Source organism: Paramagnetospirillum sp., assembly GCF_058402745.1.
In genome coordinates this window covers 259989-275726 of sequence record NZ_JBZVFI010000018.1, presented here as the reverse complement: position 1 = coordinate 275726, position 15738 = coordinate 259989, and the positions used below count along the sequence as shown (strand labels likewise).

General features: G+C 63.9%; 13 protein-coding genes. 1 reads left to right on the top strand and 12 read right to left on the bottom strand.

Going from position 1 to position 15738, the window contains the following annotated elements; translation table 11 throughout:
- The 5 genes from ACV4UZ_RS17185 to ACV4UZ_RS17165 are packed head-to-tail and all read right to left on the bottom strand — an operon-like array spanning position 1 to position 6351.
- Positions 1-1395, bottom strand: coding sequence for a mannose-1-phosphate guanylyltransferase/mannose-6-phosphate isomerase (locus tag ACV4UZ_RS17185; protein ID WP_491602010.1), 1395 nt, complete (start codon positions 1393-1395; stop codon positions 1-3).
- Positions 1392-2351 (bottom strand): UDP-glucose 4-epimerase family protein, encoded by a 960-nt coding sequence (locus ACV4UZ_RS17180; protein ID WP_491602009.1) that lies wholly within the window; start codon positions 2349-2351, stop codon positions 1392-1394. The genes ACV4UZ_RS17185 and ACV4UZ_RS17180 overlap by 4 nt, the downstream gene beginning before the upstream one ends.
- A complete protein-coding gene (locus tag ACV4UZ_RS17175) occupies positions 2348-3346 on the bottom strand; it encodes an MraY family glycosyltransferase (protein WP_491602008.1) in 999 nt (332 codons plus the stop codon). The genes ACV4UZ_RS17180 and ACV4UZ_RS17175 overlap by 4 nt, the downstream gene beginning before the upstream one ends.
- Positions 3347-3348: 2 nt before the next feature.
- Positions 3349-5499, bottom strand: a complete 2151-nt coding sequence (locus ACV4UZ_RS17170) for a bi-domain-containing oxidoreductase (protein ID WP_491602007.1) — start codon at positions 5497-5499, stop codon at positions 3349-3351.
- Between the two features lie 9 nt (positions 5500-5508).
- Entirely contained in the window at positions 5509-6351 is an 843-nt protein-coding gene (locus tag ACV4UZ_RS17165) for a polysaccharide deacetylase family protein (protein WP_491602006.1), read from the bottom strand.
- Positions 6352-6489: 138 nt separating this feature from the next.
- Between ACV4UZ_RS17165 and ACV4UZ_RS17160 the strand changes: the two genes are divergently transcribed.
- Positions 6490-7110 carry an SIS domain-containing protein gene (locus tag ACV4UZ_RS17160; protein WP_491602005.1) on the top strand — a complete coding sequence of 207 codons (621 nt, stop codon included), beginning with the start codon at positions 6490-6492 and terminating at the stop codon, positions 7108-7110.
- Positions 7111-7294: 184 nt separating this feature from the next.
- Here ACV4UZ_RS17160 and ACV4UZ_RS17155 read toward each other — a convergent pair whose 3' ends face one another.
- From ACV4UZ_RS17155 to ACV4UZ_RS17125, 7 genes are all read right to left on the bottom strand, one after another.
- Positions 7295-8995: a hypothetical protein gene (locus ACV4UZ_RS17155; protein WP_491602004.1), complete on the bottom strand. Its 1701-nt coding sequence runs from the start codon at positions 8993-8995 to the stop codon at positions 7295-7297.
- Positions 8992-9546: a GNAT family N-acetyltransferase gene (locus ACV4UZ_RS17150; protein ID WP_491602003.1), complete on the bottom strand. Its 555-nt coding sequence runs from the start codon at positions 9544-9546 to the stop codon at positions 8992-8994. The genes ACV4UZ_RS17155 and ACV4UZ_RS17150 overlap by 4 nt, the downstream gene beginning before the upstream one ends.
- On the bottom strand, positions 9546-10793 hold the full coding sequence (locus ACV4UZ_RS17145; RefSeq protein ID WP_491602002.1) for an N-acetyl sugar amidotransferase: 1248 nt from the start codon (positions 10791-10793) through the stop codon (positions 9546-9548). The genes ACV4UZ_RS17150 and ACV4UZ_RS17145 overlap by 1 nt, the downstream gene beginning before the upstream one ends.
- 234 nt (positions 10794-11027) lie before the next feature.
- On the bottom strand, positions 11028-11792 hold the full coding sequence (hisF, locus tag ACV4UZ_RS17140) for an imidazole glycerol phosphate synthase subunit HisF (protein ID WP_491602001.1): 765 nt from the start codon (positions 11790-11792) through the stop codon (positions 11028-11030).
- Positions 11793-11803: 11 nt separating this feature from the next.
- On the bottom strand, positions 11804-12493 hold the full coding sequence (hisH, locus tag ACV4UZ_RS17135; RefSeq protein WP_491602000.1) for an imidazole glycerol phosphate synthase subunit HisH: 690 nt from the start codon (positions 12491-12493) through the stop codon (positions 11804-11806).
- A 25-nt stretch (positions 12494-12518) separates the two neighbouring features.
- Positions 12519-14675: a hypothetical protein gene (locus tag ACV4UZ_RS17130; RefSeq protein ID WP_491601999.1), complete on the bottom strand. Its 2157-nt coding sequence runs from the start codon at positions 14673-14675 to the stop codon at positions 12519-12521.
- Positions 14672-15679: a glycosyltransferase family 2 protein gene (locus ACV4UZ_RS17125; protein ID WP_491601998.1), complete on the bottom strand. Its 1008-nt coding sequence runs from the start codon at positions 15677-15679 to the stop codon at positions 14672-14674. The genes ACV4UZ_RS17130 and ACV4UZ_RS17125 overlap by 4 nt, the downstream gene beginning before the upstream one ends.
- Positions 15680-15738: the final 59 nt, after the last annotated feature.

The following is a 15738-nucleotide window of genomic DNA, read 5'->3' as shown; positions in this document are numbered from 1 at the left end:
TCAGCGCCCGTAATCGTCCTCGATGCGGACGATGTCGTCCTCGCCCACGTATTCGCCCGATTGCACCTCGATCAGACACAGCGGCACCTTGCCGGGGTTTTCCAGGCGGTGGTTGGTCCCGGCGGGAATGAAGGTGGATTCGTTTTCCCTCAGCACGAAGGATTTGTCGCCGCAGGTGACCAGGGCGGTGCCCTGCACCACCACCCAGTGTTCCGAGCGGTGCCAATGCTTTTGCAGGGACAGTTTGGAACCCGGATCGACGTGGATCTGCTTGACCTTGAAGCGCTCGCCCTGCTCGATGGTCTTGTACCAGCCCCAGGGGCGCCAGCCGCGGGTGCCCTGGGTGGCCTCCGGGCGGCCGTCGCGCTTCAGGGCCTCGACGATGGCCTTGACCTCCTGGTCGCGGCTCTTGTCGGCCACCAGCACCGCATCGTCGGTGGCGATCACCACGAGGTCGCGAACCCCCACCGTCGCCACCAGATGGTCCTGGCTGCGCAGATAGCAATCGGCGCTGTCCACCACCAGGACGTCACCCTGAACGACGTTGCCGTCGGCGTCGCGCGGGCTTTCCTGCCAAAGCGCCGACCACGAGCCGATGTCGGACCAGCCCATGTCCACCGGCACCACCGCCACCTTGTCGGACGGTTCCATCACCGCGTAATCGATGGAGCGGCTATCCAGGGCGCCGAAGGCCGCCTCGTCCAGGCGGAAGAAGAACAGGTCGCGCTGGCCCCGGGCCAGGGCCTCGGCCGAGCCGGTCTTGATTCCGGGGGCGAATCGGTCCAATTCGGCCAGGAAGAGGCCGACCGGCAGCAGGAAGATGCCGCTGTTCCAGGTGTAATCCCCCGAGGCGATGTAGGATTGGGCGGTGGCGAGGTCGGGCTTTTCGACAAAGCGCTCGACCATGAAGCCGCCCTCCAGGGGGGTGCCGCGCTTGATATAGCCATAGCCGGTGTTGGGGCCGGTCGGCGTGATGCCGAAGGTCACCATGCGGCCCTGGCGGGCCAGGGGGATTGCCGTCTCCACCGCCCGACGGAAGGCGGCGGTATCGGCGATCAGATGATCCGACGGCATCAGCAGCATCAGGGCGTCGGGGTCGCTTTCCACCAGCATCAGGGCGGCCACCGCCGCCGCCGGGGCGGTGTTGCGGCCCACCGGCTCGATGACCACGGCGCGCGGCTCGATCCCTTCCTCGCGCAATTGCTCGGCGACGATGAAGCGATGCTCGAGGTTGCACACCACCACCGGGGGCTGGTCGAGGCGAAGAGCGGTTTCCTGCAAAAGCGTGCGCTCGCCCGTCAGCTTCAGCAGCTGCTTGGGCATCAGTTCGCGCGACAGCGGCCACAGGCGGGTGCCGGCTCCGCCGGACAGGATCACCGGAATGGGGGCGCTCATGACCTCGTCTCCTTGTTGCGCCACCAGCGGGCGGTGGCGTCCAGCCCTTCGTCCAGGGTCAGGGGGGCCGACCAGCCGATCGTGGCGGCGATGGCGCCGGAATCCACCTCGAGCGAGGCGGTCAGGCGCTGCACGGCGGCGGCCTTGCCGGTCAGCCGGCCGGCCAGACGCATCAGGCCGACGGGAACCGGCGGCAGGCGGGCGGGGCGGCCCAGCGCGCGGGCGATCCGCCGCACCAGTTCCGGCGACGACACCGCCTCGCCGTCGGCCAGGGTGAAGACGCGGCATTGCCCGGCCTGCGGCGGATGGTCCAGGCAGGCGCGGATGGCGTCGGTCAGGTTGTCCAGGCCGATCAGCGAACGGCGGTTGTGGATGGCGCCCAGCGGCAGGGGAATTCCCCGGTCCACCAGCCCGATCAGCGAGCGGAAATTGCCCTTCACTCCCGGCCCGTAGACCAGGGGCGGACGCAGCACCGTCACGGCCAGCCCGGTGCGCGCCGCCAGGGCGGCCAGACCCTGCTCGGCCTCCAGTTTGGAAATGCCGTAGGCATCCACCGGGGCGGCGTTGTCGGGGCCGAAGGGAATGCCGAAGGTCTCCTCGCCATTGGCCTTGATGGAGGACAGGAACACCAGATGGCGCAGTCCGGCCGCCGCCGCCTGCTCGGCCAGCCGCAGGGTGCCGGCGACGTTGGCGGCGCGGAACTCGGCCAGGGGATCGGTGGCGGTGTCGTGCATGACATGGACGCGGGCCGCCAGATGCACCACGGCCTCGCAGCCGGCCAGGGCCGTACTCCAATCGCTCTGGGCCGACAGGGGGGCGGCGGGCCGCGCCTCGATGCCGGTGGGCAGGTGGCGCTGAGGGCGGATCGCTCCGTAGACGGAATGACCCTCCTCCAGCAGGCGGAGGCCGAGCGCCTTGCCGACGAAGCCGTTGGCGCCGGTGATCAGGACCTTCATCGCGCAATCCCCCCGGCCCAGCGGGTGAACAGGGTCAGCATGCCGCTCACCACCAGGATGGCGGCCACGCCCGCTCCCAGGGGGAATCCGGCCGCCGCCAGGGCGGCGCAGGCCACCAGCAATCCGTTGCCCAGGGCCACGGCACCGGACACCCGGGCGTGGCTTTGTCCGCCGCGCACGGCGCGCTGGTAGAAGTGGCGGCGATGGGCCTGCCAGATCCGCTCGCCGTCCTTCAGGCGCCACAGCAGGGTGATGGTGGCGTCGGCGACGTAATAGCCGGGCAGGATCAGGGCGGCCACGAGCTGTCCATGGACGGCGAGATGGACCAGCAGGCCGCCCAGCACGAAGCCCAGCGGTATCGATCCGGAATCCCCCAGGAAAATGCGGGCCGGGTGCCAGTTCCACACCAGGAAGCCCAGCCCGGAGGCGGCGACGATCATGGCGGGGGGAAACAGGGCGCCGTCGCCGCTGATGGCGGCCACCAGGGCGATGCCGAGGCCGATGGCGGCGCTTTCCACCCCGGTGATGCCGTCGATGCCGTCCATGAAGTTGTAGAGATTGACGAACCACAGCCAGCCCAGCCCGACCAGCACCCGGTCGGCCCAAAGGGGCAGCATGCCGCCGAAAACCATGCCGCCTTCCAGTCCGATCAGGGTGGCGGTAATGACGGCGGCCTGGGCGGCGAGGCGGGGCAGGGGGGGAAGGCCCCCGCGGTCGTCCAGCCACGATACCGCCATCAGGATCAGGGCGCCGGCCGCCAGGAGGGTGGCGTCGCCGGGGACCGCATAGGCCGCCAGGATCAGGCCGGCCGCCAGCACCGGGGTGACTCCCAGGCCGCCGCCGCGCGGGGTGGGCAGGGAATGGCTGGAGCGCTCGTTGGGATGGTCGAGAATCTGCCTGTGGCGCAGCCAGGACAGCGCCAGACGGGTCGAGACGATGGTGGCCGCGAAGGTGGCCGCGCCGGCCACCATGCCCGCCTGCCAGGCCTCGGCCATGTCTAGTCCTCCAGGCTGATTCGCCGGCCCTGGGCCAGCGAATCCAGCACGGCGATGGTGGCGAGCGAGGTCTCGACCAGTTCGGCTTCATCCACCGGGGCGGGGCCACCGGCCGTCACCGCCTGGACGAAGGCGGCCAGCTCGGCCTTGTGGCCCTTGTCCTGGCCCAGGCACTTTTCCACCTTGGTGGCGCCGCCCTGGGTCACCGACAGGGAGAGGAAATTGTCCACGGCGATGACCGTTCCGCCAGCGAAACACTCGAAGCGTTCCTTGGAAACGGAGGTGTCGCCCTGGGCGGTATAGATGATGGTGGCCAGCGAGCCGTCGGCGAAGGAGAGCGACACCGACAGATCGTCGCACACGCCATGGGTCACCCGGGCGGCGTCGGCCTGCACCGTCCTGATGGGAGCGCCGATCAGGGCGCGGGCCAGATCGACGAAATGGCAGACCTCGCCCAGGATGCGTCCGCCCCCTTCCTCGGCGGCATTGACCCAGCTTTCGGCGGGAAGAGCCCCGGCATTGACGCGCAGCACCGCCACCTTGGGGCCGGGATGGCGGGCCAGGTGGGCGGCCATTTTCCGGGTCATGGGGGCGAAGCGGCGGTTGAAGCCCACGGTGAAGAAGCCGGCCGAGCCCTGGCGCGCCGCGATCACCCGGTTCAGCTGCCCGCGGTCCAGCGCCAGGGGCTTTTCCACCAGCACCGACTTGCCGGCGGCCAGCACCCGGGCCACCATCTCGGCGTGGTTGCCGTGGCGGGTGGCGACCAGCACGGCGTTGATGGAAGGATCGTTCAGCACGGCATCGACATCGGTGGTGGCGTGGGCGAAGCCGAAGGTCTGCTGCCCGTGCTCGGCGGTCTGGCCGCGCTGGGTGCACAGCGTGCGGAACTCCACGCCGGGCAGCCGGACCAGTTCGGGCAGCAGCACGGTGCGGGCGAAATTGCCGGCGCCGATGACGCCCAGCACACACTTGCCGCCGGAGGGGGCGGCGGGGGCGAAGGCGGGCGCGGCCTGCGGCCGGCCGGCGTAACGCAGCACCACGCCCAGCGACGGCTGCTCGCCGCCGGTGACCAGGCGATAGGCCTCCTCCGCCTGATCGAAGTCGAAACGATGCGTGATCAGGGCGCCCACGTTCAGGCGGCGGGGCAGAGACGGGCTCATCAGGCGGATTACTTCGCGCAGGTTCTCGGTCTCGGTCCAGCGCACCCAGCCCACCGGATACTTGATTCCCCGGCCCTCGAACTCCTCGTCGTAGCGGCCGGGACCGTAGGAACGCGACACCGACAGGGTCAGCTCCTTCTTCATGTAGGCGGCGTAGTCGAACTCGGTTCCGGTCTTGCCCACCAGCACCACGCGGGCACGGTCGCGGGCCAGTTCGGCGGCGAGCGCCAGGGGCTCGGACGAATCGGTGGCCGCCGCGATCAGCACGGAATCACAGCCCAGCCCGCCCGACAGGGCCGCCACCGCGTCCGGCAGGCCGGGTTCGTCCAGGCTCCAGGTCAGCTCGGCCCCCATGGCCCTGGCCAGGGCCAGCCGGTCGGGGTTGACGTCGACGGCAATGACGCGGGCGCCTTGCAGGGCCAGAAGCTGCACCGCCAACTGGCCCACCAGCCCAACGCCCAGCACGGCGACCACATCGCCCAGCTGCGCCCCCAGGGAGCGGATGCCGGCCAGGGCGATGGCGCCCACCGTGCCGAAGGCCGCCTCCTCGTCGGAAACGTCGTCGGGAATGGGCGCGGCCAGATTGCGCGGCACCACGTTGAGCTCGGCATGGTTGGCGAGGCCCGCCCCGGCCATGGCGACGCGCTGGCCGATTGTGAAGGCGCCTTCCAGGCCGCCACCCACGGCGGATATCGTTCCGGCAGCGGAATAGCCCAGGGGCAGCGGCTCGTCCAGGCGGGCCATCACCGCCTTGAAGGTGGCCAGGATGCCGTCGCGCCTTGCCTTGTCCACCACCTTGCGCACCAGGTCGGGCCGCGCCTTGGCCTTGGCGGCCAGACTCTTCTTGGCAAAGTCGATGACCATGCGCTCGGTGCCGGCGCTGATCAGCGAGGCGCGGGTCTCCACCAGCAGGTGGCCGGAGCGCACGTGGGGCTCGGGGACATGTTTGAGCGACAGCTTGCCGGATTTGGCGCTTTGGATGATCTGCTTCATGGCGCTTTCTTAACTCCGATCGGCCATGGCGTCGAGCATGCGTCGCTGCCGGCGGTATAGCGGGTCGAGGCCGCCTTCGACGATGACCTGACGCCAGGCGTCCGGGCCGTCCAGGCCGACCTGGTCGCCGCGCAGGGTCAGGGGGTGGAGTCCGCGATGGCAGAGCCCCCGCACGCCCGAGCGGCAATAGTGGTGATGACGGCCGATCTCGGCCAGGGCGGCGGCGTCGGTGCTGCCGATGTCGCCGAAGGTGTAGGCGAACCACGGTGTCGGGCCGAGACGCCGGCTCAGAATCTCGGCGGCCCGGCCGATTTCCTCGGCCGCCTGGGGAGGGGCCAGGGCGGACAGGCGGAGATGGTGGAGGGTGTGGTTGCCGATGGCGTGGCCGGCCCGGGCCAGCGTCTCGACCGTGGCCCAATCCATCAGGGGTTCGGGTGCCGGTCTGAGGCTGCGGAAGACATTGGCGGAAACCCGTTCCGCCTGGGCCTCGGGCGGCAGGTCCATCAGGCCGGGGCAGACGAAGAACACCGCCTTGACATCCAGGGGCGCCAGGATGGCCTCTGCCACCTCGGCGTTGGAGGCGAAGCCATCGTCGAAGCTGAGCAGACAGGGCGGGGCGGGGAAACGGCGTGTCAGGGTCCCGGCCAGCAGCGCCTCGGCCTCGGCGGGAGTGATCAATCGGCCGGCCTCGGCCAGGCGGTCCACCAGCCGGGCAAAGGCCGGCCGCTCCTTGGCCGGGACGTCGTGGAACATCAGGATGCGGAAGGCGCCGTCCGGCGGCGGTACCAGGCGGCTGGCCAATCGGCTGGCGGCCGCCCAGGGGCGGGCGAGGCGATGGCGCAACTGAGACATGGACGGCAGACTTCCGGGGGAGTTTCGGACGGCTCTTCATACCATCGGCGCTAGCCGCGCACCAAGTGGCGAAGAGGTTGTTTCCAAATCGGCTTTGGGGTATGGCTGCTGGCAGTACTCCAGCACAAGGCCCCAGGAATGAGCTTTCCCGCCGAAAAGTACGGCACCATCGCCGCCTTCTTCAGCGATTACCGCGATGCCCTGGCCGCCGCCGCCGCCTCGGTATCCGCCGAGGCCCTGGACCGTGCGCAGGCCCTGCTGTCGGCGACCGTCGAGCGCGACGCCGTGGTTTACGCTTGCGGTAACGGTGGTTCGGCGGCCATTTCCAATCATCTGGTCTGTGATCATTCCAGGGGCCTGTCCGTCGATACCGGCCTCAGGCCCAGGGTGCACAGCCTGTCGTGCAACATCGAGATTCTGACCGCCATCGCCAACGACGTCTCCTACGGCGACGTGTTCAGCCACCAACTGGCCCTGGCGGCGCGGCCCGGCGATCTGCTGATCACCATCTCGTCCTCGGGCAATTCGGAAAACGTGGTGCGCGCCCTGCAGTGGGCCAGGGAGAACGATCTTTCCACGATCGCAATGACCGGCTTTTCCGGAGGACGCTCGGCGGCCATGGCCGACGTCAACCTGCACGTGGAATCAGACAATTACGGCGTGGTCGAGGACGTCCACCAGTCGCTGATGCACGTGCTGGCCCAGTATCTGCGCCAGACCCGCATGAGCGCCGATCTGGTCCGCGCTAGGACATTCTAGGCTCGGTTCTTGCCGCTTCCGTCGTGAGGCCGAACAAGGCGCGTGGGATGCCCTTTTGGCGAGTCTGGTTTGAGCGACAGCCTGAACTGGATCTCGAGCGCCGGATATTGATCCATGGGACCGGGGTTTCGACCAGATGGCCCGGTTGCGCCGGTCATGTCGAGCCGATGCCAGGCAACCCCCGCTATGACAGCGCGGCGAACATCCGGCCGATCGCATCATCATCGTTGAACGGATCGAAGGCTTCCTGCAACCACTCTGAAGGGATTGCCGGCCCGTCTCCGTCGAGACAACGGCCAGCCGCCTGGCGAAAATACTCCAGGTCGCTGAAACGAAAGCCGCGGTCGCACAAAAGGGCGGGCAGTTCCCTCCTTTCTTCGAGGGGATAATACGACAGCACCACCCGTTCCTTGAGCAAGGCTTCTATCTGTATTGTGCCGGGGATGGTCGTCCCGAGTGTCATTCTTTCGAACAGCCAGGCGGCGGGGCACACCTCCACGCCGTCGGCCTTGTACATCAAGGGGATAACTTTGGGTGACGACAACATTTCCGAGAGTGTTGGCGCGGCCCGCAGCCTTTCATACAAGCGGTTCGAGCCTTTCGGCTTGATGACCAGTACACAATCTGTCCGCTGGCTGACCACGGTCCAAATAGCCTCCAGAATGGAATTTTCCACTCGCGCAAGCCCGGGGACAGTGCTGCTGCCAAAATAGACGACCAGTTTCCGCCCCACGGCACGTTCGGCTTCGATCCTTCGACCAATCTCGGGATCCACCTGGGTGGGCCGCTTGCGGCGCCGGTCATTTTGCATCTGGCCGACCACTACGGTCTTGGTTGAACTGCGCCAGCTTCCCCCAAAGTTCCTTGGCAGATACCGACCTCCGGAAAAAAACACATCGAAACCGAGATAGGCCGTCGCCGCTCCGGACGAATCGATCTCGGTATAGGGCAGACGCACGACGCGGCCACCCTGCCGGCCATGAATGAGGCTCTTCAAAACGTGTGAAGCGTTGTATTCGACGATGTCGAAACAATAGTCAAAAGACACTTCGTACTTAGTGCGCTGAATGTTCAGGGCGATGGCGGCATGGTGAAGACATTCCGTCGCCGCGAAAACAATGTGGTCGTTCCTGAGATGGCGTAACATGATGGCCCAGACACGTCCGGTCAGCATTAGAGCCGGTAGAAGCGCTTCCCGTATCCAGCGCCAGATGGGAACCCTGGCCTTGCCGGGATCCAGGCACTGGAACCCGGCACGAGCCAGGGACTCGTTGTCCTTGCGCTCGAGAAACACCACGAAGCGGTCGCGGGCCGGTGATGTCAGACCGGCGGCATTCAAGAATTCCTGCCAGCGAGACTGATCCCAGAAATCCTGGGTGGCATAGGTGTAATGCCGCCGTGCAACCCTCCAGGCCCCTTGCCTGATCAGGATCAGGAATGCACGTCCACAGAGAATCAGCCCCCAGAGCAAGGCGGCGAGAGGCAAATGCCAGCGTGAGACCCTGGGCTCGATACCACCGGCGACGGCTGCCGCCTCGGGGCTTAGCGCGATGAAGTCTGCGAGGGCGATGCGATCCAGCGGCCCGGAATCCACGTCTATCGGATCAAATCCCTCGGCCTCCGGCTTGGCGAGGCGAAGGCCCCAGGAGCGCAAAGCACGCTCATAGACCTCGTGCAGGGCTTTCTTCAGGCACAGCGTGGCGTCCGCCGTGCCCAGAAAAACTTCAAAAGCGCGGGTAATATCCCGGATGGCGCTGAATTTCTCAAACATCCGCTCGATGGCGGCGATACCTATGGTCTCCACTTGGAGGTCAAGGTGGGAACAGTACTGGCTTGTAGGAAGAGGAAAGGATGGTTCCGGCCTGAGCAGTCTGCGGAATTTCATTGCCTCTCCATCCACTCGGCCTTCAACAAGCCTAGCACCGTGCAATCCCGTCGACCCTGGGGGGTGGCGTAGAATTCCCTCAGAATCCCTTCCGGTTGGAATCCCAAGCGTTGAACCGCCATGACCGAAGCCGCGTTCTCGGTCCGGGTCATCACCTGAATCCGGTCATATCCCAAGGTCGTGAACCCATATTGCAGAACGGCCCTGGCGGCCGTGGCGAAATAGCCTTTCCCCCAATAGGACGGAGCCAAGCCGTAGCCGAAATCCGCCATCCTCTGCTCGTGCGGAAAAAGGAGGTTGAACCCTAGTGACCCAATGGCACGCCCCTCGCTCTCATGGATGATCAGCCAATAGCGTCGCCGTAGCTGCTCATTGTCGTCCATAAGACGCCGCACAAAGGACTCCGCCTCATCGATCACCTTGAAGGGCTGCGACCCGATAAAGGCCTGAAACCGCGGATCGGACCCGTAGTCGAAAAGATCCGCGGCAAAAGCGATGTGAGGCGGCACCAATCGGATTGGTCCCGCCTCCAATACCGGAAGCGGATCCATCACTCATTGACCAGGGGCCGCTGCAGTGGCAGCGACAGGATGCGCTCATGACCATGCAAGGTAGCGCGCAGCCTCCATTGACGATCACCTATTTTTTCCCAGGCGGGAAGCTTCTTCGGTTCACCACTACGCTTGGCTTCGGCCTCCAGATTATCATGGTCGCCGACAAAGCGGGAGACGACGTCCCAAAACTCACCCTCACTCATCTTCGTCTTGGCGAGGAAGCGGTCCAGGGCCTCCCACGGGAACTCCCCGTCGTAATCGCGGACCAGGCTGATGGCTTCGGAACGGGTAATCTTGCCTTCCTGAATATCCTTGGAGGTGTACTTGGTCGCGCGGCAGAAGCCGAACTTTGGCCACAGCATCCAGATGTAGATGTCGTAAAGATCGTCATCGGTGCTGTAGCCAAAAGTGAAAGTCCCCGGCGCCCGCTTTTCTGCCATCTGGAAGCCCCCAACCAAGTTGAGTGCAACGTGAAGATGGTAGTTGTTCGTCCATGGAGTATAATCGCTGAAGAACAGACGTTGGAGTCCGATGGTGGCCATTTCCTCATCCGACGGATCCAGGTAGGGTGCGATTTCACCTGGAGTAAGTCCGAACTCACCCCAATCCTTGGGCTCAAGAAATCCACGCTTATCGGACTTGATGCGGCTGGTGACTCCCTTGTTGTCCAACAGCTGAAACTCCGGATCTTCCGAACCGGCGTACTCCGTTTCGCCATTCTCTCCATACAGGATCAGAGGAATCTTCTTCTGAAGTGCAATTCGCGCGACCATGGCGAAGACAAGGTAAAGGAATGGCGGGTAGGGATCGCCATAGCGCTCGAAGAATATCCGCGTCAGTTTGGTAAAAATCGGCTGATTTGGCGTAAAAGAAATTAGATCAGCCTTGAGCTTTTCAGGAATATTACGCAGATTCTTGACGCCGACTTCAGTCTCAAGATATGGGGCAATATTGACGCACAGAGGTCGGACACCCAGGACGTTGATTGCGTACCAAGTCTGGAATGTACTGTCTTTGCCGCCACTGACCGGTATAATGCAGTCGTATTCCCTGTCCGGGCTTCTTGCAATAATTGAGCTAACAATATCCTTAAATTCTTTTTCTTTTTCCTTCCAATCTATCGACTTTTTCTCTTCAGTCCTGACACAGCCGTTGCATATTCCATCTTTGTTAAAGCGGATTCTTGGCCTTGTATTAGGGTGTGTGCAGGATTCACAGTAGAGCATCTCCGGATCAACACTCATTTATCAAGGCCTCCAGTCATCTGGGATCAAACCCAAGCTACCCGCGGAATTCCCCACGCCACCTTCGAGCGTGAACGCGAAGGAAATGCAGACGGCCGGGGTCTACCTCAAAATCGCACTCCGAGTCTACACGGGCGACGCACTGCCCATACCAGAAGCGTCCTGCTCCCTGAGAACTCAAAGCCAGCTCGCTAGGTGTCGGCGCGAATCAACTCTCCGCTACTCATATCCGGATCACATGAAATTCCACATCGGGAAGTCCGCACCCTGGCTGGCGAGGTACTGCTTGGCCTTCTCCAGGCCGTTGCCGATGTAGTGAAAGATGTTGGCCGCCGAAACGGCCGAGGCTTTGCCTTCGACAATTCCGTCAACCAGATGGGAAAACTCGCCGACCCCGCCCGAAGCGATCACCGGGATGTTGACCCCTTCGCTGATGGCGCGGATGGTGTCGAGATCATAGCCGGTACCGGTGCCGTCGCAATCGATTGAGGTCAGGAAGATCTCGCCGGCGCCCCGGGATTCCACCTCGCGGGCCCAGTCCAGGGGAGTACGGCCGGTACGCTTCTGGCCGTTATTGATGAGTGTGGACCCGGTCAAACCGCCGCGATAATCGATTGAGACCACCACGCATTGGCTGCCGAAGCGGCGCGCCGCCTCGGTGATGAAGGCGGGGTTGATGAATGCGTGGCTGTTGATCACCACCTTGTCGGCCCCTGATTGCAGCAGTTCCTCGAAATGCTCCAGGGTCGAAACCCCGCCGCCGGCGGCGATGGGAACAAAGCAGAGCCGGCCCAGCTGGCGCAGCTGGGCGGCGAAGGCGGATACCGACTTGGGCTTGCGGTCCACGTTGAGCAGCACCAGCTCATCGATGGCATCAAAGCTGAGATAGCGCCGAATCCAGGCGAGCTCACCCACGGGCTGCAAGTTGAAGTCCCGGCTGTTGCAAAACACGCCGTCGTTGCGCATCAGCAAGCAGAGAATCATGCGTTTCTTCAGCACGGCGCCGCATCCTATTCCATTGCCAGGAAGTTGCGGAGCAGACGCAGCCCCGCACTCTGGCTTTTTTCCGGATGGAACTGAACACCCATGAGGTTGTCGGATTCAATGGCGGCACACAAAGATCCGCCATGATTGACAGTGGCGGCAACAATTTCCGGCCGGGTGATGAGATGATAGCTGTGAACGAAATAGAAATCGGCGGTCTCAACCCCGGCGAACAGCCGCGAGCCGGCACGGGCAGTCACAGTATTGAAGCCGACATGGGGTACCTTGATCTCCGGGCTGGTGGACACGATGCGCTCCACCTGGCCGGGAACCCAGCCCAAACCCCGGAACTCGCCATCTTCGTGGCTGATTTCCGCCATCATTTGATATCCCAGACAGATACCAAGGATCGGCTTGCCCTTGGTGATCTCGACGGCCAGCACCTCGTCAAGCCCACGTGCGCGAACCGACCCTATTCCCGCCCCGAAGGCGCCAACACCCGGAAAAACCAGCCTTGACGCATCACGGATGGTCTTTGGGTCGGCCGATACCTGGGTGTCGCATCCAAGATAGTCGAAGGCGTTGAGAACCGACTGGTTATTGGCGACACCGGTGTCGATGATGACGACTCTCGCCTTACCGGCAGGGGGGGCAACAGACCGCTGATCAGATGTCTCCACCACAGGCTGGGACTCGTCCTTGTGCAAGAAAATCATGCTCAATCGGCACAGCTGGAAGCTATCATGGTGCCGACGCGTGCGTCAAAGGCTTCGCGGGAGCTACTTTTTCCCATGCCCGCTCCCGCAACAGCGGGCGTTCGTACCGTGCCTCCAGCCGCTTTGCCCCCGGCGGAACCGCAACCGCCATCTGGATGCCGTTGGCGGGAACCACGGCCAATTCCACACCATCGGCACGGACCTTCCAGAACGGCAGATATGGAGTATTGAGCATCACGATTCCGGCTTCGGGGGCATCGACTTCGATGTCGAAGCCATCCCGTATCACGGTAAAGCGCCGCACCTCGATCCGTCCCGCGGCGGGAAGCGACGTTGCGGCGTCGGCACGTATGACGGCGGGACGTTCTCCCGCAAGCTTACTGAGATGGGCCAGCATGTCCTGCTCGGAAATGCCCGATGGCACGATCTCCAGACGACGGGCCGCTGAAACCCTTGGCCACGGATCCGACAGACGGTAGACGTACAGCGGATCGGGGGAGACGATGAGGCGGATATACTCGCGGATTCTCGCCGGGAGCGGAGTCCCCGCCCGCGGCGGAACCGTGCCGTCCGGCGGACCATCAACGCGGGACAGCTCGGGATCCGTGAGCGGCAGGCGCGACAGCACCATCCCTACATTGGCGGCACGCAGCAGGTTGAGGTCTGCATACTCCGCCAAGCGATAGTGGGGGCAGCACTTTTCCATCTTCTGAAGCCGCCACAGGGTCAGATGTCCGCCACTCGCACTGATGGAGGTCGGCGCATTGATGCCCTTCTGCCAATAAAGAGCGGCGCTTCTGGTCATAAGGTGCAATGTGCCGTCCAGCGTCTCGAGACCCGCCATAGCCGCTGCACCGGTCGGCAGCCGGTAGGGAACGGATATCACCCGTGTGGTCGGGTCCGGCGCCCAGCTGCGCTGGGCCAGATTCGGGCTCCCCACGATACTTTGAAGTCCACCATCGCCAAGCCATACCGACACCTCGTAGGCCTGTGACCAGGCGAAGCGTCCCAGCAGAAGAGTCAAGGCAATGGTGGCTACCGGACCGACAGTCCCCGGCCGGGCGCACTCCCGGTCGGCAATCCCGGCGACAGCCGCCGCCACCACCGGCAAGGCGAACAGAAGGTAATGGAAATTGTAGCCCCGCAATATGCCAAGACCCAGACGGTCCCAGGGCACCTGGACCAGAGCCGGCCCCGCCACGAGGAACAGGACCATCAATCCGCCAACCCATACGGCCCGGGGAGAACGCCGGACGAGCATCATCGTCACGGCAAACGCGGTAAGCGCGGTGACCTCGCGGAATTCTCCGTAACGATTGAAAAGCTGTGACAGGAATCCTCGAATATCGGGGGCGGCAAACGATATCTCGGCACCTCTGAAGGTGTGTGGTCCGAGCAGAGCCATGGCATAGGCCGTTTCGTGCCAGTTAAGCAGAAACAGACCGACCACCACGGCCAGCGCGGGAATGATGCGCACCGCCGTACCAAATCCATTCAACAGTGCCACGACACCGGTTGCCGTAATCACCGACAGGAGTGCATGGGGAAAGGAACTGCTGATGGACAGCGAAAAACCAACCGCCAGAACTCCGGCCCAATAGCGCCGGCGGCCCAGTCTTTGAACCAGAACGTGAGCGATCAACGGCGCCAGTCCATAGGCCAGGCCATGGGTGACGGTGACGAAGTTCAGCGCCCCCATTCCCATGGACGCCAGCCCCCCGGCGGCGAGTGCGGTTTCACGCGATCCGCCGAAACCGCGGGCCAATTTGTACCCACCCAGCATGTAAATGGCGTAAAGGGTGATCTTGTGGATGGCGTAGGCCGGCCAAAGGGGCAGCATCTGGAACAGCACGCGTTCCAGAGACAGGTACTGCCCGGTGTTGACGGCAAATCCGTAGGCATCAACACCGCCGGCATAGTTGTGCAGGAAGCCCATCTCTCCCGGAAAAAGCGGGGGAACCGCCACCAAGGGCACACTATCAAGCTCGGAAGCCCGCAGGGCGAAGGAATAGGGGCCCGCCACCCAGAACAGAGCCGTCGCGGCCACCACCCAGAGGATTGCCCAGCGCACGGCGGCATGACGGCCCATGGGAGCCGGCATCCTGTGGCGAATGGTCAGGAAGACGGCAATACTTACCAGCGCCTGGGTCAGATCCAAGACACCGAAGAACCCAAGACTCACGGAGAGCCCTCACTGTGTCCAGCCGGGGCCTGGACGTCGGGTTGTGGCCCCCAGGGATTGCGGACCACCACATTCTCGGTGCGATCGACGATATACAGAGGGCGGTGGCGCACCTCCTCGTAGACCCGGCCGACATACTCCCCCAACACGCCAATGGCCACCAGTTGGACGCTGCCGATGAACAGCATGCCCACGGTGATGGTGGGAACACCCAGGGGATAATCCACGTCGAAGACGAAGCGAGCCAGGAACATCAGGGTGATAACGATGAAGCTCAAGGTGGCGACCACCACCCCGAGCCACAGGATGAAGGCCAGCGGAAACGTGGAAAAGCCGAACAGACCATTGAAGCCGATCTTGAACGATCCGGTGAACGGATTGTACTTGGTGATTCCCGCAGCTCTCGCATCGCGGTCGTATTCCACATAGGTCTGGCGATAACCGGCGAAGGCCACCAGACCGCGCAGGAAGCCGTGCCGCTCGGGCAGGTGGCGGAGGGCCTCGATGGTCCGCCGGCTCATGATGCGGAAATCGCCGGTATCGCGGGGAATATCCACGTCCGAAACATGATTGATCAGCCAGTAGCCCACGTAGGACACCAGCTTCTTCAACGCGGTTTCGCCCTTCCTGCCCCGGCGTCGCTTGGCATAGACCACGTCGTAGCCCTCGACCAGCTTGGCGTGCAACTGAGTGATCAGTTCGGGCTGGTCCTGGAGATCAACGTCGATCACCACGCAAGAATCGCCCCGGCAATTGAGGATGCCGGCCATGGTGGCGGCGGGTTGGCCGAAGCGGCGGCTGAACACCATCAACCCGATGGCGGGATTGGTGGCGGCTTCGCGACGGATGACCTCCTCGGTGCGGTCCGGGGACGGATCCAGACAGAACAGAATCTCGTAAGGGCCGATGGCCTCAAGCACCGGAACCGTCCGCTCAAGGAAGGGAACGATGTTGTCCTCTTCCTTGTAGACTGGAACAATGACGGAAATGACAGGTTGAACCATCAGAATCTTCAGCACCTGAAGGAGGGAGGCCGATAAATAGCAGCTTTCGCCGGCTCCTT

Bases quoted from the DNA above. Each gene is read 5' to 3' on its own strand.
- ACV4UZ_RS17175 (WP_491602008.1), bottom strand. From the start codon at position 3,346: ATGGCCGAGGCCTGGCAGGCGGGCATGGTGGCCGGCGCGGCCACCTTC.
- ACV4UZ_RS17180 (WP_491602009.1), bottom strand. From the start codon at position 2,351: ATGAAGGTCCTGATCACCGGCGCCAACGGCTTCGTCGGCAAGGCGCTC.
- hisH (WP_491602000.1), bottom strand. From the start codon at position 12,493: ATGATTTTCTTGCACAAGGACGAGTCCCAGCCTGTGGTGGAGACATCT.
- ACV4UZ_RS17125 (WP_491601998.1), bottom strand. From the start codon at position 15,679: ATGGTTCAACCTGTCATTTCCGTCATTGTTCCAGTCTACAAGGAAGAG.
- ACV4UZ_RS17185 (WP_491602010.1), bottom strand. From the start codon at position 1,395: ATGAGCGCCCCCATTCCGGTGATCCTGTCCGGCGGAGCCGGCACCCGC.
- ACV4UZ_RS17145 (WP_491602002.1), bottom strand. From the start codon at position 10,793: ATGAGTGTTGATCCGGAGATGCTCTACTGTGAATCCTGCACACACCCT.
- ACV4UZ_RS17170 (WP_491602007.1), bottom strand. From the start codon at position 5,499: ATGAAGCAGATCATCCAAAGCGCCAAATCCGGCAAGCTGTCGCTCAAA.
- ACV4UZ_RS17160 (WP_491602005.1), top strand. From the start codon at position 6,490: ATGAGCTTTCCCGCCGAAAAGTACGGCACCATCGCCGCCTTCTTCAGC.
- ACV4UZ_RS17155 (WP_491602004.1), bottom strand. From the start codon at position 8,995: ATGAAATTCCGCAGACTGCTCAGGCCGGAACCATCCTTTCCTCTTCCT.
- ACV4UZ_RS17165 (WP_491602006.1), bottom strand. From the start codon at position 6,351: ATGTCTCAGTTGCGCCATCGCCTCGCCCGCCCCTGGGCGGCCGCCAGC.
- ACV4UZ_RS17150 (WP_491602003.1), bottom strand. From the start codon at position 9,546: ATGGATCCGCTTCCGGTATTGGAGGCGGGACCAATCCGATTGGTGCCG.